The sequence below is a fragment of the Anaerobacillus sp. 63XJN7_5_ISO-PGPR-S23-430 genome, from assembly GCF_056173695.1.
In genome coordinates, this window is record NZ_CM149686.1 from 3,949,545 (window position 1) to 3,974,328 (window position 24,784).

The window sequence follows — 24,784 nt, forward strand, 5'->3', positions numbered from 1 at the left end:
CCTCGATTATTTTAGCTGTTGATTGAGTCCGTACCAAATCACATCAACACGGTCCGCTATGGCCGCTAAATCCTGGTACGCCCATCCTGTTAAATCACGCCATTCACGCTCTTCTTTTTCCATTGGTACAATTCCTTTAGTAATATCCGCGCCTATGATCACGACCGTCCGCTCATGTTGCTCGCTTTCCCACGAGCGCCAGATGCCTAGTAGCGACTGCCAGATCGCCCGGCATTCTTCATGTCCCGAGTCAGCCGTAAGTCCTTTAATCCACTGTTCTACACCTTCAAGAACAACGACATCTCCGTAGAAGCGACTTACATTAAGCGGGATTTTCATTTGGTCATAAGCGGATCTCCAGCAGTGATCCTCCGTTAATCCATAGAACGTTTTCACCCATTTCGATTTGCCGTTATAGGCACCTCCTGTAACGAAGTGCATCGCATATCCCTCCTTAAATCATCTCGTTTCCATTCAAACTCAATTCCTGAACCGTGGGGAACTTTCCATTCCCAAAACGAACGCTTTTCTGGGGCATACTTGGTAAGCAAATAGCGAATAACGCCTCCATGTGTAATCACGATGCCTCTCTGATTCTGTGATTCAATGACCTGTTCGACAACCGATTTGAACCCTTCCTCAACTCGCTGACCAAATTGAGCGTAGTTCTCACCTCCGGGTGGAGAGATGGTGAATGGATCATCAATCCAGCTTCTGTATTGGATATCATGTTCAAGGTCGGCATACGTTTTTCCTTCCCATTCCCCAAACAGGATTTCCCGCAACAGCGGCACGGGAATTCTTTTCCGATTCGGAAAGAGACGTTTCGCTGTTTGCATGCATCGCTGCAAGTCGCTCGTGAAAATAAGATCATACTGATCAGCGTCGACTGTAGCAAGTTCAGCGGCTTCATTAAGCGGTGTATCTGTCCAGCCAATATAAGCCCCGCGCTTGTTATCATCCGTTATCCCATGACGAAATAATGTAATAGCCACACGCTCATCCATAAGATCACCTCCATCCCTTCAACGCTCGCGCCGAGCACATCTCCGGTTACGCCTTTAAACCAGCTAAGTATCTTTCTTCTCATCGCGATCGTAAAAAGAACTGTCATTGCACTTAACAACAGCATGCCTAGAGAAACCTCCGGTGAGAGTAGCACCATCATTCCGATGAGCATGATCCAATAAATCGGATAAATCCATAAGCTTGATCGCTGAATCGATTTCTGAAAAAAGTAAGCAAGCCCCTCTTGTTTCGAAGGTTGAATGCTTAACAGAAAATATCCCATCACACTTTTGCTAAAAAAGGGGATGGACGCAATGAGGAGATACGAGCTGAACGTCGCCATTTGAATGATTTCATAAAGAAAAAGAAACCTTGCCGAGAGAAGCACAATCACCGACAGCACGCCGAAAGCCCCTGTCCGTGGATCCTTCATAATCTCAAGACGTTTCCCTAGATCGCGATACGAGAAAAACGCATCGCTTGCATCCATCCAGCCGTCAAGATGAAGACCACCCGTTAGCGCCATCAGAAACACCCATGTAATGAACGCAATCGCTAGTGATGAAAAAGGCGTCCATTCGATGAGCCCGTAGAGAAGCGCTGCCGATAGCATACCTTGAAGCAGTCCAAGAATCGGAAACGTTTGAACCGAGCGCGTTAACGGCTCCCGCTCCATTGGAAGTTCGCGTCGCACCGGGATAACGGTGAAAAATTGCACATTAATAAGAAATCCTTGCCACAAACTCATTGGCGCTCACGCTGAAACATGATGCTTTTCATAAGCTCCCAGTTCAAGTGTGGCTTCAGCTGGTTAGCGAGATGATCGTACGTTTTCTCTTTCATACTAGTACGGTTGAGTTGCTTTTGTTGCGGTAATCCTTTCCGCGTTCGCAGACGATTCAGCCACTCGGTTCGCCATTCATCGTTATGAAAAAGATGATGCAAATACGTACCAATCACGCGACCTCCTTCACCATAGTAGCCTTCAGGCCGACCCTCGATCTGGAGAAAAGGTTTTGATGTATGAGCAAAAAGTGTTTCCCCTAGATGAATTTCATAGCCTTCGATTGGCATTGCTAAATTAGTAGCTGAATGCAGTGAACCGCTCACTCGTACAATAGTTTTTTCTTTATGAAACGACGTTTGCGCGGGAATGAGCCCCATTCCTTCAACCGTTTTCCCAGGCTCCCCTGTATCTGCGCCATAAGGATCCATCAGCGTCTCCGTTAGCATTTGATAGCCGCCGCATATGCCAACAACGCTTCCGCCACGTGCTATGTAGCTTTGTAACACGTCGTTAAAACCTCGATCCTTCAACCAATCCAAATCACGGATGGTACTTTTCGTTCCAGGAATAATGACTGCATCTGGCTCGCCAACTTCATCCGAGTGCTGCACCCAGCGAACCGTGACGTCCTCATCGTTAAACGGCTCTATATCGCTATAGTTCGAAACAAACGGTAGCTGAAGCACGACGATTTCAAGCGCGCCCTTTTTCTGTGTAAACCGATCGGTAAGCGAGAGAGAATCCTCCCCTTCCACATGATGCTCCACGTAAGGAAGGACGCCGATCATTGGTAGACCGGTTCGCTCTTCAAGCCATGTGATGCCATCTTCGAAGAGCGCTGGATCGCCACGAAATTTGTTAATGATGATGCCTTTTACCCGCTTGCGCTCGTGAGCATCCAGGAGCTCAAGCGTGCCGACGATGCTTGCAAACACGCCACCGCGATCGATATCCGCCACAAGAATGACAGGTACATCGGCCATTTCAGCCACCTTCATGTTCACGAGCTCGCGATCTTTTAAATTGACTTCAACCGGGCTGCCCGCTCCTTCCATCACAACCACATCATAGTTCTGTTGTAGATGCTCGAGCGCACGCTCAATGCTTTCTATGCCCATCTCGTAGTACGATTCTCGGTAATCTTTACCCGAGAGCGTACGGTAAGAGGTTCCGAACTGAATCACTTCCGCATGCTGATCGGATCTTGGTTTTAGGAGAATCGGATTCATCCAGACGCTCGCTTCGGTTCTAGCGGCTTCTGCCTGCGCGCCCTGTGCCCTTCCGATCTCTTTACCTTCCATTGTTACGTAAGAATTGTTCGACATGTTTTGTGATTTAAACGGAGCGACGGCATAGCCTTCGTTTGCAAGAAGACGGCAGAGGACCGTCACGATCAAGCTTTTGCCAACGTCTGATGCCGTGCCTTGAATCATGACACCCTTCATGTGATTCCGTCTCCCTTCATAACCTGCGGCAGGCCCATTTCAATCAGATAAGCTTCGTCCGCTTGGCTAACAATCCACTGATGAATCTCACCAAGCAATCGCGCATAAACGGAGACAAGTTCCCCATCTAACGGTTCATGCCCAAGTTCATTGCTAACAATGACGAGGGCTTCTGAGCTTTCGTTAAGTTTTTCGATATCAAGCTGAATTTTCTGTTTCGTCTGTTCCTGAAAGATGGCGTTTGACCAGTCTCTGTTTTGAAACAATTCATTAGATAGAAGCGTTGTCACGCAATCAAGCAAAACAACCGCGTTTGCCCCAAGGTGTGAGGTCGCGCTTCCTACATCCTTTGGACATTCGACTGTTTGCCATGGAACGATGGCTTTTTCCCTATCCTGCTGGTGACGGCGAATTCGCGCTTCCATCTCTACGTCACTTGCCTGACCGCAGGCGATGTAATGAAGCGTGCTATTTGCTGTCCGGACCGAAGCTGCTCGTTTTTCCGCAAAACGACTTTTCCCGCTCCTCACGCCACCGGTTATAAAGATTAGCTTCGCCATGATGCTAGCACCTCCATGAGTCGGTCGTTTTCATCAGATGTTCGAATCGCAAATCTGAGCCATCGCCCGTTAAGACCTGGAAAGTTCTCCGTATGCCTTGGGACGATGCCGTTTTTCATCAAGTAGTGCATGAGCGGCGCTTGATCGGTTTGATCAGGATCTTTTAGCAAATAAAAATTCACGCTCGAACGTGAGTAAATATAGCGATGCTTTTCAAAAAAGAGCTGGAGCTTCTCCCGCTCTTCCTCAATGAACTTTCGCGTTGCCGTCGTATACGCCTGTTCTTCGATACAAATCTCACCAGCCATAAGCGCCAAAGCGTTGACGCTCCAGTGTGGCTTGAGCTTTTTAACTGCGCTAATCACTTCAGAATCCGCCATCATATAACCTAGACGCAAGCCTGGAATGGCGAACATTTTCGTTAACGAGCGCAAAATGATGAGTTTCTTATTTGTCATAAGCTCGAAGGTATAGCTGGGCTCTTTTTGTAAAAAGTCAGCGAAGGCCTCATCGATGATCAGGTAGCAATCTCGCTTTTCCGCTTCAGCAATCAAGGTTCTGACTAATTCAGCATCGTACGAAACACCAGTTGGGTTATTTGGCGTGCAGAGAAAAATGGCGTCAAGGTGATTCATTTTTTCAATAAGTGGGTTTGGATCGAGACGCCACCCCTCTTCAAGCGTATGGTAAGTGATTTCGCAGCCTGCACTACGGCACGCTTCTTCATACTCTGAAAAAGCAGGCTGCACGATGCAAACTCGTTTATGAAAAAGAAAACGGCCGACGAGCGTAATCAGCTCAGCACCACCGTTCCCTACGAGAACGTGACTTACTTCCGTACTGTGCATCGCTGCAAGCTTTTTCGTTAGCGAGGCGGCGTGGGGATCAGGGTATGTTGTGACGAGGTTAAAAGCGTCTGGCCACTTTTCGATCAGCGTCTGTGGAGGGCCGAGTGGATTCAGATTTGCGCTGAAATCGAGTGTCTCCTCGGGCTGTGCGATGCTCAGCGAATCGTATAAATAGTGCGGATTAGAGCCGTGTGATGGTAGCAATGAAAAGCCCTCCGATCCATAAAATAAATAGAAAAAGAATGCTCGTGCGATTCATGATCGCAATCGCTTTTGCAATATGTATGGCGCTTAGCTTAATGATGGCGTCACCGATAAGCGCACGGTTTGAAACGATGCCTTTATATGTGTTCATCCCGCCAAGCTGCACGCCGAGAAGCGCTGCCGTTGCCGCTTCACCCCAGCCGCTGTTTGGACTCGGATGCTGTTTTGCATCGCGAAATAGAACGTGCCAGGCGCGGCTTCTTGCGGTATGCTCCGGCTTTATGGAAAGCATCATACAGCAGCCTGTGATGCGACTTGGAATCCAGTTCACAGCGTCATCAAGCTTCGCAGAGGTATAGCCAAATGCTTCGTATTTTTCGTTTCGATAGCCAACCATTGAATCACACGTGTTAATCGCTCGGTAGGCCACCGCCCCAACGCTACCGCCGATGAGCGCCCAAAATAGCGGTGCTGTAATGCCGTCGCTAGTGTTCTCAGCGACCGTTTCAACAGTGCCTCGCACGATTTCACTTTCATCGAGATGATCTGTATCACGACCAACGATCCAGGAAAGCTTGCGTCGTGCTTCTGTCATATCGCCTTGCTGAAGCGGCTTATATACGTCCAGTGCCGCCTGTCGCAAGCTTTTCTGCGAAATCGTAGTTGCGATGAGAATACCTTCAAAGAAAATCCCCACAAGCGGGTGAAGGTTGTAAGCAAGAAAAACGGTCAAACCGGTTAGAGTGATCACGACGACAAGAACGGTGAGCGTCATGAGGGCACCTTTTTGTTTGCGGTTCGCACCATAGTTCCAGCGTTTGTCGAGAAAGCTGATAAGTGAGCCAAACCACTTCACTGGATGCGGCCATTTTGGTGGATCGCCAATCAGCAGATCTAGAAAAAAAGCCAGGCTAATCGCAAGAAGGTGATACATGATCATAGCGAGAGCCTCGTACGGTACTTTTCAAGTGCCTCTGTCGTACAGTTGTAAACGCCGAGGCTAATCAATTTTCCGAGCGTTGTGATCGTGCCCGCGTATGCCTGATGCTGTCCACGCTGTGTCGCGGCGATCAGAATGCTGTCTGTAGAAGTACCTGTTGCTATGGTGCCTGTCACCGAGTCTTTTACTTGCTGGTCGTGCATGACTTTAACTTTTGATTCCGTTGCGGTCATGATGCTTTGGATGAATGCTTCATCTGTGAGCGTTCCGTTCACGAAAATCCACGTGTTGATCGTTCCAGGGAGCGGCTCGTATACGTGCTCTGCGCTTTTCGATGCATCGACGGCGTTTCCAACGCCTGCCGTTACAACGACAAACACCGAAACGCCTTCATCTTCTATTAAGCGGTAAGAGACATCCTCTAGTCGAACAGCCGTCATCATGCCAACTGTTTCTGTCGGATCGATGTCATGCTCCTCTAAAAACGTCGCCATTTCTTCTTTATGATCTGAGCAGCTGTAGCTTTTAGGGACGTGGCGGTTGACGAATGTGCGATACCAGCCAGTACCAGATCCTACAACACCCGAAGACATCGTCCGAAGCGGAAATGGTGTCGTGAGCGTGATCATGTTTTCTGACCGCTCAAGGTAGCGCTCATCAATAGTGAGATCGCGTTGATCCTCTGCCTGTTTTTCTGGTAATAAGAGCATTTGTGGCTTTGGAACGGTCGGATGCGGATGCTTTTCAATTTTTGTCCGATAAACCGATTGAATGCGCTGTTCGTTTAGGACGTCATTTGGCTTGTTGTGCATGTTGATTTTCCCATTTTCAAGAAGAAGTAGGCGGTCACAGTACAGACCTGCCAGATTCAAGTCGTGAAAAATCGAAATCACCGTTAGCCCCTGTTCGCGCGTCCATTTTTTTAAGAGATCGAGCAGTTCTTTTTGATAAGAAAGGTCGAGGTGGTTCGTCGGCTCGTCTAATAAGAGAATCTCGGGTTCCTGCGCAAGCGCCTGTGCGAGAAAGACGCGCTGACGCTCACCGCCTGAGAGTTCGTTCACGTAGTTATCCGCGAAGGCGGCGATTCCCGTTTGCTCCATTGTACGCTGTACAACCGCCTCGTCATGCTCGCTCCACATTTGAAACCATCCCGTCTGATGGGCGTAGCGTCCGAGCGAAACGGTTTCTTTAACGGTATAAGGAAAAGCCTGATCCGCATGCTGTGGAAGAACCGCGAGCACGCGCGCTAGCTGTTTCGCTGAGTAGCTTGAGAGCGGCTTATCTTTGAGCATGATTGAGCCGGACTTTGCCTTTAGAATGCCGCTAACCATTTTAAAAATAGTCGTTTTGCCGCTTCCGTTTGGTCCAACGATCCCGAGAAGCTCACCTTGATTCACATCAAACGAAATGTCATCAAGTACGTCGTGACCGGGGTATCCTCCTGTAACAGAATGTACGCTTAGCATGCTTATCCTCTTCTTTCCTTACGTCTTCGTATTAAAATAATGGCAAACACCGGGGCACCGATGAGCGATGTGATGACGCCAATCGGTAGTTCAGTTGGTGAAATGATCGTTCGTGAAATCAAATCAGCGATGATCAGAAAAGCAGCTCCAAGTAAAATGGATAGTGGCAGTAAATGCCTGTGATCCGGGCCCCATAGAAGGCGCGTTAAATGCGGAATCACAAGGCCAACGAAACCAATCGTTCCTGAAACCGCAACAGCTGCCCCTGTTAAAATCGAGCCGCCGATGAGAATCCAAAGCTTTCGTTTCGCGACGTTCACGCCGATATGCTGAGCGCGTTCTTCACCAAACGACATTGCGTTCAGCTCCCTGCTGCTAAAGAGCAGGATCCCTGAGCCGATGATGAAAAAGGGAAGAATAATTCCGATATATTCCCATCCTCGCATCGACACGCTTCCAAGGAGCCAGCCGATAATTTGACGAAGCTCCTCTCCAGTTAAAGCGATCATAAGTGACAGAAGTGAGCCAAGAAATGAGCTAAACACAATTCCTGTTAGGATGATCGTCTCCACGCGCATCGATCGCTCTATTTGTCGTGCGAAAAAGAGCACGAGAAAAATCGTGAGAATCGATGCAGCGATGCTCATAACTGGTAGGGTGAACATGCCGACAAACGGAATGGACAGGTTGAAAAACAGCACGAGTACCGCTCCAACTGATGCTCCGGATGAAACGCCGAGCACGTACGGATCCGCTAGTGGATTACGCAAAAGACCTTGAAAGGCGGCCCCTGCTATCGCAAGAGACGCCCCCACAAGACCTGCCAAAATGACGCGCGGCAAGCGAATATCCATCACAATTGTTGTAAACATTGGATCGGTTTTGCCTATGAATGGAAGGTGCAAAACTTCGCTTCCGATTAATTTTAGAATGGTAAGCACTGGAACTGAAACAGTACCGATTGAAATGCCAAGGAGCATGGCACCAATTAAGAGTGCTATCGCAATCGGATAGGCAATGAACCGTTTATTCAGCAAAAACATCCGGGTAAACCGCTTTTGCAAGTTCCTCTACTCCTTCAGTAAGACGAGGGCCAGAGCGCGTAACGAGGTCAGAGTGTACGTCAACAACCTGCTCTTCTTTGACAGCCGTTACGTCCTGCCAGCCGTCGCGGCTTAACACTTGTTCAACTGGCTTCTCTGTATAGTAGCCGTACGTTGTGATGATCACGTCAGGATTCGCTTCGATAATCGCTTCCTGATCCACCTGGTTCCAGCCTTCCTGATCGTGCGTCACGTTCTTCGCGTGAATCATCGTTAGCATGTCATCCATAAACGTATTCTTCCCTGGAGAGTAGATTTCAGGCGCAGGGGCAACTTCGACGAAGACATTTTTCTGATCTTCTTCACTAATGCTTTCTGCTTTTGCTTGAATGTCTTCAAGATCTTGCTTCATTTCATCGATCGTTGTTTCCGCTTCTTCCGTTTCACCAGTTGCTTGTCCGATCATTTCGATGGAAGCGTACACTTCATCGAAGCTTTTCGCATCGTTCACAACGAGTACGGTGATTCCAGCATCACGAAGCTGCTGTAGACCTGCTTCTGAGTTATGTGCGCTTGAGCCGTGTGCAAGTACGAGATCAGGCTTTAGAGAAATGATTTTCTCCACGTTAAATTCCATGCCGCCGATTTTTTCGATATCAGCCGTTTCTTCCGGATAGTTGGCGAAGTCAGATACGCCAACGACTTCTTCCCCTGCTCCCAGGTCGAAAAGGATCTCAGTGTTACTCGGGATTAAGGAGACAATTTTTTCAGGATCTTTTTCGATCGTAACATCCTGGTCCAATGCATCCGTTATCGTTACTGGGAAAGCGCTATCTTCTGACTGTTCAGCTTGCTCTGTATTCGCATTTCCTTCATTTGTCGCGCTGTTCTCTTCACTCGCTCCGCAACCTGCGATGATTCCTGTAACGAGAAAAAGTAAAACGAGTAGTGAATAAAGCTTTTTCATGTGTGTTTCTCCTCCTGTTTTCTGATGTCTCTAAACTAAAAAATCCCCACGCACGAGGGCATGAAGATGGTCGAATGGAAGTAACGGTGTGCCAAAGGCAGCACCTGAATCCGTTCGCACATCCCTATCCTCGTAGGCTGTTCGCGCTAGACTCAGGCAGGTCTCCTGGCTCATGGTTATCGCATGCTGCTCCTTCCCATTCGCTGTTACGAACAGTGGATTCTGCAGCAGGCGACCATTTACAGTGGCGGGACCGCGCTGGAATTGCACCAGCTTCCCTATTAAGTCTTCATTGAAAAGACACCTGAATCGATCACTATGTAATTGGTAACAGGTTTATTATACATGATTGCGGGAGTGGGGGGAACAGTTGTGTTTTGAGGGGGTCAGGCTCGCGCCTGACCCCCTTCACAAACAAAAAACCATCATTGTCCACCCACGGTGGACAATGATGGTAATTCCTTTACTCTTCCTTCGCTTCTTCTACCATTTTCTTCAGGTCATCAATTGTTTGTCCTTCAAACGGCTCGCCGTTCACAAAGAGAGCTGGTGTGCCAGTAACGTCGAGATCACGGGCTTTCGATAAGTCGTAGTCGATCGCCGCTTCTCCTTCGCCATCTTTAAAAGCTGCAAGAACCTGTTCAGCTTTTTCTTCATCAGTCACTTCTTTTAGCGTGTCTACAAGGTAATCTTCTGTGTAGATGTCCTGCTTTTCCGTGCCTTCTGTTTGCTTTTCATACATTAATGAGTGGAATTCCCAGAACACGTCATTCCCAAGCTCCTGGTACACCACTTCAGCAAATTCCGCTGAGCGATCGGAATCAACATTAATAAATGGATAGTTGATAAACGAGAATTTGATTTCCCCTGTTTGAATTAACTCTTGATCAATTTGCGGGAAAAAAGACTGTTCGAATGCTTTACAGTAAGGACATTTGTAATCTCCAAATTCAATCACTTCTACCTGCGCATTTTCATCACCGAGAAATGGTTGCTCCATCGCTTTTTCCTCTGAACCATCAGAACTCGAGCCGCTTGAAACGACGATCACGATTACGATAACTGCAGCGACAGCGGCCACTAACCAGTAGATCCATGCTTTCGATTTTTTCTGCGCATTAGCTATTGTTTGCTTGTTCGGTTGCTTTTTCTTATTCTTATTTGCCATGATTCTTCCTCCTATGATTGTTTCGAAAAGTATTTGTAATCAACGGAAATGGCTCCACCTCCGCTAATCAAAACAGCGACTGACATACCGAGAAGAGCAAGATCCAATTCATACCCTCCGATAAATCCTGTCGTTAGTTTAACCGTAAAGATCGCTCCTAGCATGACGATCATGAAAAGCAAAGAAACAATGCGTGTGCCTAGTCCTACGATCATAAGAAGACCTCCGACTAGTTCAATCGTTGCAACGACATACGCTAAACCACCCAAAATGCCAATGCTCTCGAAAAATCCAGCGGTATTTCCAATCCCTCCAGCAAATTTATCTAGGCCGTGAACCGTAAAAATAAGACCGAGAACGATTCGTAGTACGACAAGGGCAACGTTTTGTGATAAATTCATAAATTAATTCCCTCCTAATTTTAACACTACGATATGTAGTGTTTGTTTCCGAAAAAGAATTAGGGTGTCGCCACCATAAACATGATGGATAACCCTAACACAATATAAAGTGAGTAAAGTACTGTCCCAACAGGCAACGTTACGTGCACTTCTTTTTCTGGCGCAAGAATATGTTGTATGCGATCGTTCACAGACGTTTCCGCAAAAGATACAGCAAAAGCATGACGCTGTCTGTGATCGCTTTTTAATAGTTTTAATAACGCGCTACTAAGATCAAGCATATTTGCTTCTTTCATCGCAAACCGATCCGCGGCAATTTCGCGTAGCGTGTGATAGTGATTTGATACCCATTTCAAAATCGGCACGTACCAAAGCGCGTGGACGAGAAGGGTGATGATAAATTTTTTCAATGGATCACGATGCTGCTGATGAAAAGTTTCGTGATAAATCACGGCGCGCAGCTCTTCTTTGCTCAACAGGCTAACTAGTTCAGTCGAAAGAACTATTTTGGGTTTAATCATTCCATATGTAAGCGCGATAGGCTCATCGCTTCTAATCACCTGGAGTGCCTGCTTTCCTAAATCGAAATTCCGAATGACTACCTGTGTGACAGTGTCTTCACGAAGAAGCGACAGCCGTTTCGAAAAGGTGACATATCGATAAATTTGCTTCACGATCATCATCACGATTAATGAAAATGTTGAGAGAATCAGAACTTCTAATAGCATGTTCATAGATGATAAACCGATCGCGCGAAGCATATTATGGCAGGCTTCAAGTACGCTTAACATAAGCGTCCAGTTCGAATATAAATGCAGACTGTATAGTGACATTTGAACAATCATCGTGGCTACAAGAAAAAAAGACAGCATAAACAAAAATCGCGGCTGTTTTATTCTCATCTTACTTCTCCTTTAGCTGCTTGATTTTTTGCTCAAGCTTTTCGATCAAAACTGGATCCGCTTCATCGAGCGCATCAAGCATATGATTCACAGCAAGCGGACCAAATTCATCCATTAGATCCTTTGTTAATTCCTTCGATTGCGTTTGTAAAAAATCTTCTTTCGATAGAAGCGGCTTAAACATTGACGTGCGCTTTTCAACTCGTTTTACTAGAATTCCTTTATCCACGAGACGATTCATGACCGTCATAACCGTGTTAAAGTTCGTACTTTTCTCTTGATCAAGCTTCTGTTTCACATCTTTGATCGTCATTTCTGGACCTTCAAAGAGTATGTCCATAACCTTCGCTTCAAGAGAGCCGAAAAAGCGGTTTAACCCTGTTTCATTCGTTTTGAACTGATGAATTTTCATCGCTTCCACCTCACACTACACAGTGTAGTCCAAAAGGATAGTAGGGTCAAGAAGGAAAAGAGAGGATATCTTCGAATGTGTTGGAGTGTCTTTCGTGCGGAGACAGTTGTTTTTAAAGGGGGTCAGGCTCGCGCCTGACCCCCTTTAAAAACACACCCCTCATCCATTTTTCTCATTAGCCCTCTCTTCTCCTCTCCTTCTTTCATAAGCTAGTAGCAACTCTATATGTGAACAAGCAAGAAGGGAGATTTATTTATGATAGAACCACATGGCGGTCAGCTAATAAACCGCATTCCATGTGAAGAGGATCGCCTGGCGCTTCTCGAGAAGGCCACAATGTTTCCGGTCGTCACCTTAACACCATGGAATTTATCCGATTTATATATGATCGCAATCGGTGCTTTTAGTCCGTTAACGGGCTTTATGAATCAAACAGATTATACGCACGTTTTAACTAAAATGAGGCTCGCAAATGGGACAATCTGGAGCTTGCCTATTACGCTTTCTGTATCCAAAGAAACGCGTGACAAGATTTTTACTAGTCCTACTGTTTGCCTGAAGGGTGAAGACGGGGAAATCTATGGATTAATGGAAGTAGAAGATATTTATGAAACAGACAAAACAGAAGAAGCTCGACGCGTCTATGGAACGAACGACGCTGAGCATCCAGGCGTTCAAAAAACGTACGAGCAGGAAGCGTTTAACCTCGGTGGCCCAATCACGCTCCTTCAGCACCCAACAGCTCTTCAAGACCATTTTCAAACGCCGGCAGAATTAAGAGAAACATTCCAACAGCGCGGCTGGAAAACAATCGTTGGCTTTCAAACGCGCAATCCGATTCATCGCGCACATGAATACCTTCAAAAGACGGCACTTGAAACCGTTGATGGCCTTCTCATCCATCCACTCGTTGGCGAAACGAAGAAAGATGACATTCCAGCGGATATTCGGATGAAAAGCTACAGCGCTCTTTTAGAAAACTATTATCCGTCTGATCGCGTCATTCTCTCCGTATTCCCAGCCGCGATGAGGTATGCTGGCCCGCGCGAGGCGATTTTTCATAGTCTCGTTCGGAAGAACTTTGGCTGCACACATTTTATCGTCGGCCGTGATCACGCAGGTGTTGGCGATTATTACGATACGTTCGCGGCGCAGAACATTTTTCACCAATTTGCAAAAGACGAAATCGGCATTGAGATTATGGCCTTCGAGCACGCGTTTTATTGTATCAAGTGTTCGAGCATGGCTACTGCCAAAACGTGTCCACACGATGGCGAATTTCACATTCATCTAAGCGGCACAAAGGTTCGAGAGATGCTGAAAAATGGCCAAAGACCTCCGAAAGAGTTTTCTCGCCCTGAAGTGATTGAGATTTTATTAGATGAGGTGCAGCACGATCATGAAGACGAATGATGCCGCGCGCGCTGAATGATGGCATTCTATTTCGTTATGATCACGATGAGCATCATGCTTTTCTGTCTTTTCTTTGAAAAAGGACGACCTGAGGTCATTCTAGCCTCGGTTCTCGTCTTATTTCTATTCACTGGCATTATTACGCCTGAGGAAGCAACGGCCGGATTCTCGAATGAAGGGATGCTTACGATTGCCCTTCTATTCATCGTGGCTGGAAGCATTCAGCGAAGTGGCATTGTGGATCGCCTCTTTCAACGTCTCCTAAAAAGCTCGCATTCGCCAAAGAAACGCCTGACTACATTGCTATTTCCAATCTCCATCATTTCGGCATTTGTGAACAATACTCCGATCGTGATCGCTTCTACGCCAATGGTGAAAAAATGGTGCGATGAAAACAGGGTGTCTCCTTCGAAGTTTCTTATTCCGCTTTCCTACGCTACGATTCTTGGCGGCACCATTACGTTAATTGGTACGTCGACAAACCTTGTCGTTCATGGACTGCTACTCGAAAACGGCTATGCTGGTTTTTCTTTTTTTCAGCTTAGTGCGGTCGGAATCCCGATCACGCTATTCGGTCTCGCGTATTTGATCTTCTTTAGTAACAAGCTGCTTCCAGATCGACGTTCTTCATCCTTCACTGAACCTGAATTGCTCAAAAAATACACCGGTGAAGTGCTTGTTACAGAACAATTCCCCTATATCAATCGCACTGTAAAAGAAGCGCAGCTACGGAGCTTGAAGGGGTTATTTCTCGTCAGCATTATGCGTCACGAGCGTGCGATCGCGCCTGTATCAGGCGAGACGATTCTGAAGGAAGGAGACCGGCTTGTTTTTAGTGGTGACATCTCAACGATCGCTGAGATCCAGCGGATGAAGGGACTACAGCTACAGGGAAGCTCCGGCTCTTATTTTCCAGAAAATCACCAGCTTATTGAAGGGATTGTGACACCTCATTCGTCACACCTTTTCAAAAAGATAAAGGACACCAATTTCAGACACCAGCATCAAGCAGCCGTGATCGCTGTTCATCGCCAAAATCAGCGCCTGAAATCGAAAATTGGTGATATTGTCTTAAAACCAGGTGACGTTCTCTTAATGATCGCGGGTGAGCAGTTTCATAAGAAAAAGGATTTCTACGACATTACACCAATCGATCATAAGCTCGTTACGCAGCGTCAAATCAGATTAGGCTGGCTTTCGATCGGGTTGCTTGGTGTCATGATTATTCTCGTTACGATTGGCGTTCTCTCCATGCTAACTGCTATGGCCGTTACGACGCTGCTTCTCTTTTTAACAAAGGTTGTGACGCCAGGCGAAGCGCGTGATTTGATTCAATGGCACGTTCTCCTTATGATCGCTTGTTCGTTTGGTATTGGTACAGCGCTGCTGAATTCAGGTGTAGCCGCTTCGATGGCAGGTCTCCTTATCCAACTAACAGCGCCGCTCGGACTTCTTGCAACGTTGCTAAGCATTTATGTGTTAACGAATATCTTTACAGAAATGATGACAAATAGTGCTGCCGCTGTCTTTATGTTTCCCATTGCCATCGAGGTTGCCCATACGCTTGAGATTGACCTCCTCCCCATTGCGATGATTGTCGCAATTGCAGCCTCCGCAAGTTTTATGACGCCGATTGGGTATCAAACGAATTTGATCGTCTATGGCGCCGGCGGCTATCGCTTCCACGACTTTTTGAAAATTGGTTTCCCATTAACGCTGATCGTTATGGTAACGACGCTATTAATCGTTCGGTTTATTGTGATGATTTAATGAAAGGAGGACGAATAAATGAAAGAAAAACATGTCACCTGGCATGAAGGAAACGTGACAAAACAGGATCGTGAAAAAATGAAGTTGCACAAAGGCGCTGTCCTCTGGTTCACAGGACTATCCGGGTCAGGAAAATCAACGATTTCGGTTGAGCTTGAGAATGCCTTACATGCAGCAGGCGTGCATACTTACAGGCTAGATGGTGATAACGTTCGACACGGGTTGAGCGCAGACCTTGGCTTTTCTGATGCGGATCGGATTGAAAATATGCGAAGAATTGGAGAAGTGTCTCGTCTCTTTGTTGATGCTGGCCTTATGACACTTGCTGCGTTCATCTCCCCTTTTCAGCAAGAGCGAGATAAGATTCGAGGACTTTTCAGAGACAAAGAATTTATTGAAATCTATGTGAAAGCCAGTGTGGAAACGTGTGAGAACCGTGACCCTAAAGGCCTTTACGCCAAAGCACGAAAAGGTGAGATCCGTCAGTTCACAGGAATTGACGCGCCTTATGAAGCTCCGGTTTCGCCAGAGCTTACAATCGATACGGAAACGGAAACGATTGAAGAAGCTGTTCAATCGATTAAATCCTTTTTGGTGAAAAACGGGTACTTAAATGTGTAAACAGGCGGGCCCCCTGTCCACTCCTCTTACCATTCTTCTTCATAGGATAGTAAAGCAAGTCCACCACGTTTGCTTATTAAAGGAGGTTTACACGATTGACTGACACAAAGCTACCACGCTTTTTATTAAATTCGATTCCGAAAAGCGGGACGCATCTTTTAAAACAACTACTGCTCGGTGTACCTGGTATGCAAAATGATCCGTTTATTGGTATGTACGGACATTATCATTACCAAACGGCGGAAAAATTGGCCACTGCAAGAGCGTTTCCTAACCACAGCTTCTTAAATGGACATTTCCATTATTCCAAAGAGTGGGAGACATTTTTTGAAGATTTAAAGTTAAAACAAATTTTTGTACTGAGAGATCCACGTGACGTGCTCATTTCATACGCACATTTTATTCCAAAGGTGCCAGCTCACCATCTCTATGAAACGTTTATGCAGGAAGGATTTACGCACAACGATCGGATTCAATTTCTAATCGAAGGGGGCGTTCCGATCACGCCTTTTGTTGCCGTGCAACCTCATTTTGCTGAGTGGTACCGAAGTTTTAGTGAGTGGATGGGGCGTCCAAACGTTCACTCTGTTCGATTTGAAGACCTGATGTCATCAGAAGAGAACAGAAGAAAAGCCACTGGGGAGATTATTGATTTTCTTTGGGGTGATACAGCGCATAGCTACAATCGTGAAGAACTGATCACGAAAATGACGGCAAACATCAAACCACAGGAATCCGTTACGTTCCGAAAAGGAAAAATCGGCAGCTGGCGTGAAGAATTGAACGGCGAGCTTGAAGCGCTATTTATAAAGCATGCAGGGCAGTTGTTAGATGAATTGGGGTATGGGAGATAAATTTAGTTTCCCCCTCTGGTTTTCCATTTATTAGAGATGAGTTATTTTAGGGAAAATGAAACTTTCTATAAGCAAAATGTCTTTCTGTGAGAGACACTTTATTGCTTTTGTTTGTGAAGGGGGTCAGGCTCGCGCCTGACCCCCTTCTCTTTTTTCGTTTAATAGGAATCCTCCAATCGGGGTAGCATACGAGTAACTAGACCTATGAAGGAGGAACGGTCATGACCATGAAGCTCGTTACGATTGCTGCTTACTTGTATTTGCTCGCCTCTTCACTCCTCTTCTCAGGAGATATGTCGGGTACTAATGATGTACTGATTGCCCCCGCCGGCTATACATTCGCGATTTGGTTATTAATTTATTTACTTTTGCTCATTTCACTCGTTAGACAATTCACAGCGAGTGAGTGTGATCAGGTCCTCTATGTGAAAGTTTCCTATCTTTTTGCATCTAGCATGCTGTTATCAGGAACAGCTCTCCTTGTAAGTAAATCGGTTGCGCTCTTGTTTATCGCGGGTTCATTAATTACTCTGTCTATCCTTTACGCTATTATTACGAAAAATTCTGAGCGCTCTTCCTTTTTTAGCGTACCGTTCTCTTTCTATCTCGCTTGGACATCGATTGCAACGATCGTGGATGCATTCGTCGTCGCGCAAGAAAATAACGTATCGCTGATTTTTGGTATGAATGAGTTAACCTGGACGATTATCATGCTCATTATCGGTGCAGGACTTGCAGTCTACTTCAGTCTTTACAACGACGATTTGATCTATCCAATCGTGTTTTTATGGGGCTACTTTGGCATCTTTGTGAAAGATGATAAACCAGTGCAGCTGACGTACACCCTCAGTATTTTAATTATTGGACTTGGTATGTTTGTGATTTGGAAAGTAGTGCGTGAGGTGCGTGGGCGTAGAGTGAGAGCTGAGACGGTTTGATGGAGGAGGCAAGTTAAAATGGGGGACAGGTGCGAACCTGACCCCCTTTCTTTTAATAGCTATGCTGCTTTTCTAAAATGGTTTTAACGAGTTGCTCATGACTCCCTTCCACTCTCGTTACCCCGCTAGTATGGTAAAAAGTGCTCGCTTCTTTTGCGTTATGGAATCCATCTTCATTGAATAGGTAAACCGGGGTGTCTCGACCTAATGCAATCCCAAGTTCAATATGAGTTCCCTTTCCTCCTGGAAGCAGAACAATTAGGAAATCAGCTGTTCTTACTGCCTCTAATTCTGCTTCTCCGATTGAAGCAAGTTCATCGAACGTAGCGGCTTTTTCATTTTTCGTCCAATCGTATGTATGCTTGAAGCCGTGACGTTTTAATTCTGTAGCGAGTGTTTGCACGTGTTGTTTGTTTTGAAAACTCGATGCAATGTAAAAGTTCACTTTGTTTCCCTCCGCACTCATTCGGTTGTGAAACAGAAATCGGTTTCATTTGTTTTCTCAACCGGATGCTAACTGTTTTTGGATTACATTTTTCAATTTCCGTTCTTTTCGATCTTCATACATCGGTGATTTTTCAAGCTTTTTTATGTTCATTTTTCCAATTACATTTCGTACAGAAGAATTTTCTTGAATTAACTTGTTATATTGAGGGTTCTCAATAAGCTCGACGAACCAACTATATGCCATCAGTGCGGCAATATTCGCTTCGATCCGCTGCCCATCTGGAGGATCTCTCCAAAAAATAAGATCACCTGCTAATCCTAACATCTCTAAGAACAATTCCAACTCCTCGCCCCCTCAAATAAGATCATTTTACATTTTTGACCAATCTTTATATAGATACGAATTTGGAGGTCGTATTGTTTCATAAGTTGCAGGAAGTAAATAAGCTGAAGTGTCCTCAATGTGGGGACTTTTCAGCTTATTTTGGTGGTTTTGTCTTTATTGGGGGTCTGACTCGCACCTGACCCCTTTTACTCTTCTCTCCACACCTTATCCGGCACAAGGCTCCCACCTGTTGCCCATACAAGATGCGTACCACGCATACTCTTTCCATCTACCGCTGTTACTTGTGGCCCACTCATTCCTGCGAGAGCGGAAGGCTCAAGCTTAATTTGCTCGGTTTCATAAATCCAGTCGAGCATTTCTTTCATCCGCTCATCCGTGACGGTGTAAACACCATTAAGAATTGGTTGAACTACGCGTCCAACAAATCCTGATGGTCTTCCTACAGCAAGACCGTCTGCCGCAGTGATGTTGTCGATCCCAAAGTCTTGAACGGATACTTGATCGTGTAAGCCTGTCATTAAGCCGATAAGCATTGACGGGGAATGCGTCGGTTCTGCAAAGTAGCAATGCACGTGTTCTCCGAATACCTGAGAAAGCCCGAAAGCAATGCCGCCAGGGCCGCCGCCTACTCCGCATGGAAGATACACGTGAAGCGGGTTCTCAGCGTCCACCTTTACGCCGCGTTCATCGAACTGCTTTTTCAACCGAAGCGCTGCTACTGCATATCCGAGAAAGAGGTCTTTTGAATTTTCATCATCAATAAAATAACAAGTCAGCTTCTTCTCGCACTGCTTTCGGCCTTCTTCTACAGCAGCACCATAGTCTGCTTGATGCTCCACAACTTGAACGCCTTTTTCGCGAAGAAGGTCTTTCTTCCATTGCTTTGCATCACTCGACATATGGACCGTGACATTAAAGCCGAGTTTCGCTGACATGATCCCGATGCTTAAACCGAGGTTTCCTGTTGAACCGACCGCAATCGAAAAGGCTGAGAAGAACTCAGTGAACTTTTTGTAAGCTAGAATGGAATAATCGTCATCTTTCGTTAAAATCGCATGTCCGATCGCAAGTTTTTCTGCATGTTTGAGCACTTCATAAATGCCTCCACGCGCCTTAATGCTGCCGGCGATAGGGAGAATATCATCCCGTTTTAGAAGAAGATCCCCTGGAATGCTGATCTCTTCTTCTTTCTCTAGCTTCTCTTTCATCTTGGTAATATCTGAAATAGGAGATTCAATGATGCCATTCGTTTCTGGAAATACTTTGCGAAAATAAGGAGCAAAGCGTTTCATACGAGCTTCAGCATCTTGAATGTCTATCATCGAAAGCTCAGTTGTTGGAGCGATTTTTCCTTTTTGCGGATTTCTCCAATATACTTCTTTTAATTGAAGAAGATCGTTTAACAATGGATGGTCACTTTTCCACTGTTTAATTGTTTTTCCGGCTATGGTCATTGTTCCTTCACTCCTTTACTGTAGTGGGGGACAGAGAGGGGTCAGACCCCTTTACGCTATACAAAAGCCTTCTGACCGAAATCAGAAGGCAGTTAAGATTATTTTACCGTAAGTTTAGCGAGGTCGTCATCAACATGGATAACATCCGGACCGCCGAGAAGAACAAAGCGGTTTAGTTGCTGAGCATCGATTGATTTTTCCATTGATGCAGACAACTCATTTTTCTTTGAAAGAATTAACGGCGCGTCATTTTTAGCAGCAAGAACGGCTCCTGTAAGAGCATCAGCAAATCCTAAGCCATTTGCTACATAGCCTGTCTTAGCTCCATCCCCGAAGTAATTCATGATTTCTTCAGCCGTGCTGAATCGGTCATAGCCTGCAAGGCGAATGCGATCATCCGACAGTTGGTTATAAACGCTCTCGTTCACAACATCTGACCCACCTACAACAATTGTCTTGTTAATATCAGATAGCGCATCCTCAGTCGATTCCGGGAGCGAGTTTTTCTTCGTTAATAGAATTGGCATGCCTTCTTTCGCAGCATAAGGTGCTACTGCAAGAGCATCTGGAAAATCCATTCCTAATGCGACAACTGCTTCTTTGCTATCTGACTCAAGTTGTTGCGAAATAAGCTCAGCTGTTTCAAATCGATCGTCGCCACCGATTCTGTTAATTGTCATTCCCATCTTGGAAAGTTCGTTTTCAATATCTGGACTAACAGCATTATCACTTCCGAGAATGATGGCTGTTTTCGGATCGAGACGTTTTATTTCGTTTCTAAGTTCATTCGTTAGCTTATTATCTGGTGTTAGCAGAATTGGGGCATCTTCTTGATAAGCAAGGGGCGCTCCTGCTAAAGCATCTGGAAAGTCACCACCACGACTGATCACGACTGTATCTGCACCGTCTTGCCAACCATCCTTCGAGATTTCAATGGATGTGTTGTACCGGTTGCTACCTGACAGACGCTCAGTTATCGGATTCAGACTGCTTGAAGCCATGTATCCTGTTCTTCCATCAGCGAGTTGTACATGGTAGCGAACCCAATGTTCAATAGGACTGTTCTTTGTTTCATCCACATAAATTTGGCTATCTAAGACAGTTGCAATGTGTGATTCTTTAATCTTACCCTCATTCGTACCGCTTGGAGAATTCTTCATTATTTTACCTGCTACCGTTGAAACTTTATCGCCTTCTTTTAATAGTGTTCTCGAGCGAGTCAATTCTTCATCAACGGCATAATGCATTTTATTAAATTCTATAGGATCATCTTCCTTAGGGTCATAAGAAAAATCATCGCGTTCAAAGATGATCGCTTCCGTATTCAGATCTAAATAATTATGATCTTCTAAAAGAGTGAAGACCCTATCTTGATACGTATCTAGATTTCTCGTTCCGTCGTCAGCATCGCGGAAATATGGACTATTAACAGGGACAGTGCCATTGTAGGCCATAATCGCAAAATACCAGTGTTCTAGAATATCTCGATCATTTGTGTTAATCGTTGGAATAATCCCATCCACACCGTAGCTCCACTTTTCATTTAAAATATCTAAACCGGCATCGATGTTGTATCGTACATCATTTCCCAGCTGTTCAGGGTTATAGCAATCCTTTGTTTCATCACCTTCACATACGTGACTGGTTACTTGCATTAAACCAATGCCGCCATCTTTCGCATTAACGAATGGTTCCGTTTGCGCGTCATCCGACCATTGCGTCCACGCGCTCTCTTTCAGCGCCACTGCCTTCGCAATTTCTGGTGGAATATTATGTTCTAACGCACTCTCTGTTATCATCCGATTGATATCATTGTATGTAACTTTTCCTTTCCCCTCAGCACCTGCCATTAATGGCAAGGAAAGTGTCAGAATCAGCATCATTACTAGTAGACTTCTCATTTTTTTACCCATCATTTCCCCCTTATCGACTTCATACGTAAACTCATCTCTCATTCTAGCATTCACTGGTTTCTTTTCCAATTTTTATCATAAAATTAATAGATTTATCTTTTAGGAACTGAGTACTTCCGACTAAAATAAAAAATAAGCGGTACGAGTACAATCGTAGGCAAAATCCAAAGGTAAATACTCCGAAACCCTCCACCTAATAGTTGGGGAGCTCCAAACACGGTAAAAGCCGTCACGGTTGATATGGAACAGGCGATCATGCCTTGTATGTGTTCGAGCAACCAGCTATTTTTCACAGGCATTGGGCAAAGCCAATATGCTAATTGACCAAGACCTAGAAAAATACCGAGAAAGGGAAAAAATGAGATGAGCGTATTTCCTGATGTAAAACCGTAAATGGAGCAGGCGAGTCCTGATAGAAATAGTAAGCTTGCGAAAGCAAGATCACCAGGGTGACGATGCTGATCGGCTTTGCGCTTAAAGCGAAGAACGCGCAAACCATAGTATGCGGTCGATGAACTAAGAACTGCAATGAAGAGCAAGAAAATCGAAAAAGAAAAACGTTCTGGGGAAGTATCTGGTTGAATGAAAATACGAAGAAAAGCCATTCCAGCTGCTGTCACACTTACAATCGCCATCATCGCAACAAAGAACCAGCCGATTCGTATGTGCCACCTACCACCTTTTTTTAGAACAAGGGGTAGCCAAAATGTGAGAAGGGCGCTAAACCCTGCGAAAATGTGAAGGAAAAGAAAGAGTTTGAACATCGGATCGTCTCCTTTGTTTATGTGTGGGTGGGGGTCAGGTACCTCTCTGACCCCTACCCCAAGGTGATCTTATGAATAAAAAAACCAGCAAAAGCGTCCGCTATAGGAGGACACTTTTGCTGGTTTTGTCTTTAAGCGGGGTCAGGCACGTACCTGACCCCTTTTGAAAAATCAATGCGCGCGCTTCGCCCCTAAATACCTCGGTGCCCAGTAGCTTGATGTCATGTCGCTAATGGTGACGCCTGTTGAAGAGCCGGCGTGGATAAATTTATTGTTTCCGATGTAGATGCCTCCGTGTGACGCACCTGGTTTGTATGTTGTGAAATACACGATATCTCCTACGGATGGAGAGCTAACAGCTGTTGTAACGTTCCACATTTGTGCCATTGTTCTTGGCAATGAAACGCCCTGCTTGTTAAACACATAGACGAGGAATCCGCTGCAGTCAAAGCCCTGTGTTGGCGTGTTTCCACCCCACACATAAGGAACACCTATGTATACAGATGCATCTGCAATAAGGTCCATCACGCTAAAGTTGGAACTGCTGCTCCCGCTTCCGCTGTCCCCAATGCTATTCCCTTCATATCCTGTCGATTGCTTTAGCTTTTCCCATGTTGCTGGTCCGACGATACCATCAACCGTTAACTTGTTGCGTGATTGGAAGTTTCGAACAGCTCGATCTGTTCCATTTCCAAAATCGCCATCAAGCGGACCGCTATATAAACCAATCGCTTGTAATTTAGATTGAAGCTCTTTCACAAGTGATCCTGTTGAGCCTTTCTTTAACAAATCACCATAATCTTCTCCAGTTGAAGGGGATGACTCGACTTTATCTGTTAAGCCGTCAAGCGCATTCATTGTTTCCTTTGTTGCAGTGCCTGTCACCTGCAGTTTTTTTGCTTTTTGAAAGTCCTTGACCGCTTTTTCAGTGACAGGGCCAAAGTAGCCTGTCGCCTCAACGTGGAACGTTCCTGCTTTTTTAAGTTTATTTTGTAGATCCGTTACAGCACTCCCGGTTGAACCAACTTTAAGAACTGTTGACGTCTCTTGCTGACTTCTGGATTTCAAAGCATCGATCGTTTTATCATCCGCAATGCCTGTAGCCTGTAAACCTACGATACTTTGAAACTCTTTGACCGCTTTTTGCGTAATACTACCAAAGATCCCGTCTATGTTATAGGAATAGTAGCCACGATCATTCAATAGCTGCTGAAGATTTGTTACGGCACTTCCTCGAGAGCCAATGGTAAGGCCGCTCGCAGGTTTTGCTGCATCGTCGCTCTCTGACAGGGCCGATAAGGTTTTACTATCCGCTACGCCTGTTTGTGACAGTCCCTTTGCCTTTTGAAAATCTTGTACTGCTTTCTTCGTGATTTGACCAAAAATGCCATCTACATTATATGTATAATAGCCTTTTGCTTTCAGCTTTGACTGAAGATCCGTTACTGCACTCCCCCGCATCCCGATGGAAATATCGGAAGAAGAGCTTGATGATTTTGAGCTTGATGAACTTGCGTTTGCAAGGGCACTGATCGTTGTAGAATCTGCTTTCCCTGTTACGGAAAGCCCCTTTTCTTTTTGGAAATCCTGTACAGCTTTCTGTGTAATTTGACCATAAATCCCATCCACGTTGTAGGAATAGTAGCCAGCCGCTTTCAGTTTGGACTGAAGATCAGTTACTTCTTGCCCGCGGGATCCGACTTGCAAAGTGGATGAAGACGACGCAGCTGACGATTGACTTTTTGATGTTCCTCCTAGCTTCTGAAGGGTATCCGTTGTCGCTACCCCCGTAACCTTTAACCCGACAGCCTGTTGGAACTGGCTGACTGCATCCTTTGTAATTGGACCGTAGTATCCTGTTGACGTGTGGTAAGTAAAATACCCCTTCGCCTTCAATACATCCTGTAGCTCTTTGACGTCCTGATTATTCATGCCTTGCTTAAGCTCTTGATCCCCAAACGCTGCTTCTGCACCATCAGGTTGAACAAACATTACTCCAGCGACAAGCGCAGAACCAGTTATTGCTTTCTTGACCAATGAAGGTTGCATCCAGATCCTCCTCATTCCAATTAAATTGCTGCCACAAATATCGACACTCTGTCTTTACTATCGG

The 24,784-nt window shown here is 45.6% G+C and carries 25 protein-coding genes and 1 riboswitch; of the genes, 5 read left to right on the top strand and 20 right to left on the bottom strand.

Annotation, left to right across the window (positions count from 1 at the left end; translation table 11 throughout):
- Positions 1 to 6 precede the first annotated feature (6 nt).
- From AC0VYJ_RS20340 to AC0VYJ_RS20405, 14 genes are all read right to left on the bottom strand, one after another.
- Positions 7 to 441, bottom strand: a complete 435-nt coding sequence (locus AC0VYJ_RS20340) for a bifunctional adenosylcobinamide kinase/adenosylcobinamide-phosphate guanylyltransferase (RefSeq protein WP_194218468.1) — start codon at positions 439 to 441, stop codon at positions 7 to 9.
- On the bottom strand, positions 393 to 1,007 hold the full coding sequence (locus AC0VYJ_RS20345; RefSeq protein ID WP_475366102.1) for a histidine phosphatase family protein: 615 nt from the start codon (positions 1,005 to 1,007) through the stop codon (positions 393 to 395). Before AC0VYJ_RS20345 ends, AC0VYJ_RS20340 begins: the two co-directional genes overlap by 49 nt.
- Positions 965 to 1,756, bottom strand: a complete 792-nt coding sequence (cobS, locus tag AC0VYJ_RS20350) for an adenosylcobinamide-GDP ribazoletransferase (protein ID WP_475366103.1) — start codon at positions 1,754 to 1,756, stop codon at positions 965 to 967. Before cobS ends, AC0VYJ_RS20345 begins: the two co-directional genes overlap by 43 nt.
- Positions 1,753 to 3,240 carry a cobyric acid synthase gene (locus tag AC0VYJ_RS20355; RefSeq protein ID WP_475366104.1) on the bottom strand — a complete coding sequence of 496 codons (1,488 nt, stop codon included), beginning with the start codon at positions 3,238 to 3,240 and terminating at the stop codon, positions 1,753 to 1,755. The genes cobS and AC0VYJ_RS20355 overlap by 4 nt, the downstream gene beginning before the upstream one ends.
- A complete protein-coding gene (locus AC0VYJ_RS20360) occupies positions 3,237 to 3,800 on the bottom strand; it encodes a bifunctional adenosylcobinamide kinase/adenosylcobinamide-phosphate guanylyltransferase (protein WP_475366105.1) in 564 nt (187 codons plus the stop codon). The genes AC0VYJ_RS20355 and AC0VYJ_RS20360 overlap by 4 nt, the downstream gene beginning before the upstream one ends.
- Positions 3,788 to 4,852 carry a threonine-phosphate decarboxylase CobD gene (gene cobD / locus AC0VYJ_RS20365; protein WP_475366106.1) on the bottom strand — a complete coding sequence of 355 codons (1,065 nt, stop codon included), beginning with the start codon at positions 4,850 to 4,852 and terminating at the stop codon, positions 3,788 to 3,790. Before cobD ends, AC0VYJ_RS20360 begins: the two co-directional genes overlap by 13 nt.
- On the bottom strand, positions 4,830 to 5,792 hold the full coding sequence (gene cbiB, locus AC0VYJ_RS20370; protein WP_475366107.1) for an adenosylcobinamide-phosphate synthase CbiB: 963 nt from the start codon (positions 5,790 to 5,792) through the stop codon (positions 4,830 to 4,832). The genes cobD and cbiB overlap by 23 nt, the downstream gene beginning before the upstream one ends.
- Positions 5,789 to 7,258, bottom strand: a complete 1,470-nt coding sequence (locus tag AC0VYJ_RS20375) for an adenosylcobinamide amidohydrolase (RefSeq protein WP_475366108.1) — start codon at positions 7,256 to 7,258, stop codon at positions 5,789 to 5,791. The genes cbiB and AC0VYJ_RS20375 overlap by 4 nt, the downstream gene beginning before the upstream one ends.
- A gap of 2 nt (positions 7,259 to 7,260) precedes the next feature.
- Entirely contained in the window at positions 7,261 to 8,301 is a 1,041-nt protein-coding gene (locus tag AC0VYJ_RS20380) for a FecCD family ABC transporter permease (RefSeq protein WP_475367531.1), read from the bottom strand.
- Entirely contained in the window at positions 8,285 to 9,268 is a 984-nt protein-coding gene (locus AC0VYJ_RS20385; protein ID WP_475366109.1) for an ABC transporter substrate-binding protein, read from the bottom strand. The genes AC0VYJ_RS20380 and AC0VYJ_RS20385 overlap by 17 nt, the downstream gene beginning before the upstream one ends.
- Before the next feature lie 138 nt (positions 9,269 to 9,406).
- Positions 9,407 to 9,591, bottom strand: a riboswitch (cobalamin riboswitch).
- Between the two features lie 140 nt (positions 9,592 to 9,731).
- Positions 9,732 to 10,436 carry a DsbA family protein gene (locus tag AC0VYJ_RS20390; RefSeq protein WP_475366110.1) on the bottom strand — a complete coding sequence of 235 codons (705 nt, stop codon included), beginning with the start codon at positions 10,434 to 10,436 and terminating at the stop codon, positions 9,732 to 9,734.
- A gap of 11 nt (positions 10,437 to 10,447) precedes the next feature.
- Entirely contained in the window at positions 10,448 to 10,837 is a 390-nt protein-coding gene (locus AC0VYJ_RS20395) for a DoxX family protein (RefSeq protein WP_475366111.1), read from the bottom strand.
- A 59-nt stretch (positions 10,838 to 10,896) separates the two neighbouring features.
- Positions 10,897 to 11,739 (bottom strand): M56 family metallopeptidase, encoded by an 843-nt coding sequence (locus AC0VYJ_RS20400; protein ID WP_475366112.1) that lies wholly within the window; start codon positions 11,737 to 11,739, stop codon positions 10,897 to 10,899.
- Between the two features lies 1 nt (position 11,740).
- Positions 11,741 to 12,151 carry a BlaI/MecI/CopY family transcriptional regulator gene (locus AC0VYJ_RS20405; protein WP_475366113.1) on the bottom strand — a complete coding sequence of 137 codons (411 nt, stop codon included), beginning with the start codon at positions 12,149 to 12,151 and terminating at the stop codon, positions 11,741 to 11,743.
- 255 nt (positions 12,152 to 12,406) lie between these two features.
- Here AC0VYJ_RS20405 and sat point away from each other — a divergent pair, with 255 nt between their 5' ends.
- The 5 genes from sat to AC0VYJ_RS20430 all read left to right on the top strand — a co-directional run bounded on the left by sat (position 12,407) and on the right by AC0VYJ_RS20430 (position 17,747).
- Complete coding sequence (sat, locus tag AC0VYJ_RS20410; protein ID WP_475366114.1) at positions 12,407 to 13,564, top strand: sulfate adenylyltransferase; 1,158 nt, start codon at positions 12,407 to 12,409, stop codon at positions 13,562 to 13,564.
- A 15-nt stretch (positions 13,565 to 13,579) separates the two neighbouring features.
- Positions 13,580 to 15,334 (top strand): SLC13 family permease, encoded by a 1,755-nt coding sequence (locus AC0VYJ_RS20415; protein WP_475366115.1) that lies wholly within the window; start codon positions 13,580 to 13,582, stop codon positions 15,332 to 15,334.
- A gap of 18 nt (positions 15,335 to 15,352) precedes the next feature.
- Positions 15,353 to 15,955 carry an adenylyl-sulfate kinase gene (gene cysC, locus AC0VYJ_RS20420; protein WP_475366116.1) on the top strand — a complete coding sequence of 201 codons (603 nt, stop codon included), beginning with the start codon at positions 15,353 to 15,355 and terminating at the stop codon, positions 15,953 to 15,955.
- A 95-nt stretch (positions 15,956 to 16,050) separates the two neighbouring features.
- Positions 16,051 to 16,809, top strand: a complete 759-nt coding sequence (locus AC0VYJ_RS20425) for a sulfotransferase domain-containing protein (protein WP_475366117.1) — start codon at positions 16,051 to 16,053, stop codon at positions 16,807 to 16,809.
- 221 nt (positions 16,810 to 17,030) lie between these two features.
- Positions 17,031 to 17,747 (top strand): hypothetical protein, encoded by a 717-nt coding sequence (locus AC0VYJ_RS20430; RefSeq protein WP_475366118.1) that lies wholly within the window; start codon positions 17,031 to 17,033, stop codon positions 17,745 to 17,747.
- 52 nt (positions 17,748 to 17,799) lie between these two features.
- Here the strand turns inward: AC0VYJ_RS20430 and AC0VYJ_RS20435 are convergent, their stop codons facing one another.
- The 6 genes from AC0VYJ_RS20435 to AC0VYJ_RS20460 all read right to left on the bottom strand — a co-directional run bounded on the left by AC0VYJ_RS20435 (position 17,800) and on the right by AC0VYJ_RS20460 (position 24,720).
- Positions 17,800 to 18,192 carry a nucleoside 2-deoxyribosyltransferase gene (locus tag AC0VYJ_RS20435; RefSeq protein WP_475366119.1) on the bottom strand — a complete coding sequence of 131 codons (393 nt, stop codon included), beginning with the start codon at positions 18,190 to 18,192 and terminating at the stop codon, positions 17,800 to 17,802.
- 57 nt (positions 18,193 to 18,249) lie between these two features.
- Positions 18,250 to 18,537 carry a hypothetical protein gene (locus AC0VYJ_RS20440; protein WP_475366120.1) on the bottom strand — a complete coding sequence of 96 codons (288 nt, stop codon included), beginning with the start codon at positions 18,535 to 18,537 and terminating at the stop codon, positions 18,250 to 18,252.
- Positions 18,538 to 18,725: 188 nt separating this feature from the next.
- Complete coding sequence (locus AC0VYJ_RS20445) at positions 18,726 to 19,994, bottom strand: D-serine ammonia-lyase (protein ID WP_475366121.1); 1,269 nt, start codon at positions 19,992 to 19,994, stop codon at positions 18,726 to 18,728.
- A gap of 98 nt (positions 19,995 to 20,092) precedes the next feature.
- Positions 20,093 to 21,907 carry a cell wall-binding repeat-containing protein gene (locus AC0VYJ_RS20450; protein ID WP_475366122.1) on the bottom strand — a complete coding sequence of 605 codons (1,815 nt, stop codon included), beginning with the start codon at positions 21,905 to 21,907 and terminating at the stop codon, positions 20,093 to 20,095.
- Between the two features lie 92 nt (positions 21,908 to 21,999).
- On the bottom strand, positions 22,000 to 22,671 hold the full coding sequence (locus AC0VYJ_RS20455; RefSeq protein WP_475366123.1) for a DUF2306 domain-containing protein: 672 nt from the start codon (positions 22,669 to 22,671) through the stop codon (positions 22,000 to 22,002).
- A gap of 171 nt (positions 22,672 to 22,842) precedes the next feature.
- Entirely contained in the window at positions 22,843 to 24,720 is a 1,878-nt protein-coding gene (locus AC0VYJ_RS20460) for a C40 family peptidase (RefSeq protein WP_475366124.1), read from the bottom strand.
- Between the last annotated feature and the right edge of the window lie 64 nt (positions 24,721 to 24,784).

Bases quoted from the DNA above. Each gene is read 5' to 3' on its own strand.
- AC0VYJ_RS20340 (WP_194218468.1), bottom strand. From the start codon at position 441: ATGCACTTCGTTACAGGAGGTGCCTATAACGGCAAATCGAAATGGGTG.
- AC0VYJ_RS20345 (WP_475366102.1), bottom strand. From the start codon at position 1,007: ATGGATGAGCGTGTGGCTATTACATTATTTCGTCATGGGATAACGGAT.
- cobS (WP_475366103.1), bottom strand. From the start codon at position 1,756: ATGAGTTTGTGGCAAGGATTTCTTATTAATGTGCAATTTTTCACCGTT.
- AC0VYJ_RS20355 (WP_475366104.1), bottom strand. From the start codon at position 3,240: ATGAAGGGTGTCATGATTCAAGGCACGGCATCAGACGTTGGCAAAAGC.
- AC0VYJ_RS20360 (WP_475366105.1), bottom strand. From the start codon at position 3,800: ATGGCGAAGCTAATCTTTATAACCGGTGGCGTGAGGAGCGGGAAAAGT.
- cbiB (WP_475366107.1), bottom strand. From the start codon at position 5,792: ATGATCATGTATCACCTTCTTGCGATTAGCCTGGCTTTTTTTCTAGAT.
- AC0VYJ_RS20375 (WP_475366108.1), bottom strand. From the start codon at position 7,258: ATGCTAAGCGTACATTCTGTTACAGGAGGATACCCCGGTCACGACGTA.
- AC0VYJ_RS20380 (WP_475367531.1), bottom strand. From the start codon at position 8,301: ATGTTTTTGCTGAATAAACGGTTCATTGCCTATCCGATTGCGATAGCA.
- AC0VYJ_RS20385 (WP_475366109.1), bottom strand. From the start codon at position 9,268: ATGAAAAAGCTTTATTCACTACTCGTTTTACTTTTTCTCGTTACAGGA.
- AC0VYJ_RS20390 (WP_475366110.1), bottom strand. From the start codon at position 10,436: ATGGCAAATAAGAATAAGAAAAAGCAACCGAACAAGCAAACAATAGCT.
- AC0VYJ_RS20395 (WP_475366111.1), bottom strand. From the start codon at position 10,837: ATGAATTTATCACAAAACGTTGCCCTTGTCGTACTACGAATCGTTCTC.
- AC0VYJ_RS20400 (WP_475366112.1), bottom strand. From the start codon at position 11,739: ATGAGAATAAAACAGCCGCGATTTTTGTTTATGCTGTCTTTTTTTCTT.
- AC0VYJ_RS20405 (WP_475366113.1), bottom strand. From the start codon at position 12,151: ATGAAAATTCATCAGTTCAAAACGAATGAAACAGGGTTAAACCGCTTT.
- sat (WP_475366114.1), top strand. From the start codon at position 12,407: ATGATAGAACCACATGGCGGTCAGCTAATAAACCGCATTCCATGTGAA.
- AC0VYJ_RS20415 (WP_475366115.1), top strand. From the start codon at position 13,580: ATGATGGCATTCTATTTCGTTATGATCACGATGAGCATCATGCTTTTC.
- cysC (WP_475366116.1), top strand. From the start codon at position 15,353: ATGAAAGAAAAACATGTCACCTGGCATGAAGGAAACGTGACAAAACAG.
- AC0VYJ_RS20430 (WP_475366118.1), top strand. From the start codon at position 17,031: ATGACCATGAAGCTCGTTACGATTGCTGCTTACTTGTATTTGCTCGCC.
- AC0VYJ_RS20445 (WP_475366121.1), bottom strand. From the start codon at position 19,994: ATGACCATAGCCGGAAAAACAATTAAACAGTGGAAAAGTGACCATCCA.
- AC0VYJ_RS20450 (WP_475366122.1), bottom strand. From the start codon at position 21,907: ATGGGTAAAAAAATGAGAAGTCTACTAGTAATGATGCTGATTCTGACA.
- AC0VYJ_RS20455 (WP_475366123.1), bottom strand. From the start codon at position 22,671: ATGTTCAAACTCTTTCTTTTCCTTCACATTTTCGCAGGGTTTAGCGCC.
- AC0VYJ_RS20460 (WP_475366124.1), bottom strand. From the start codon at position 24,720: ATGCAACCTTCATTGGTCAAGAAAGCAATAACTGGTTCTGCGCTTGTC.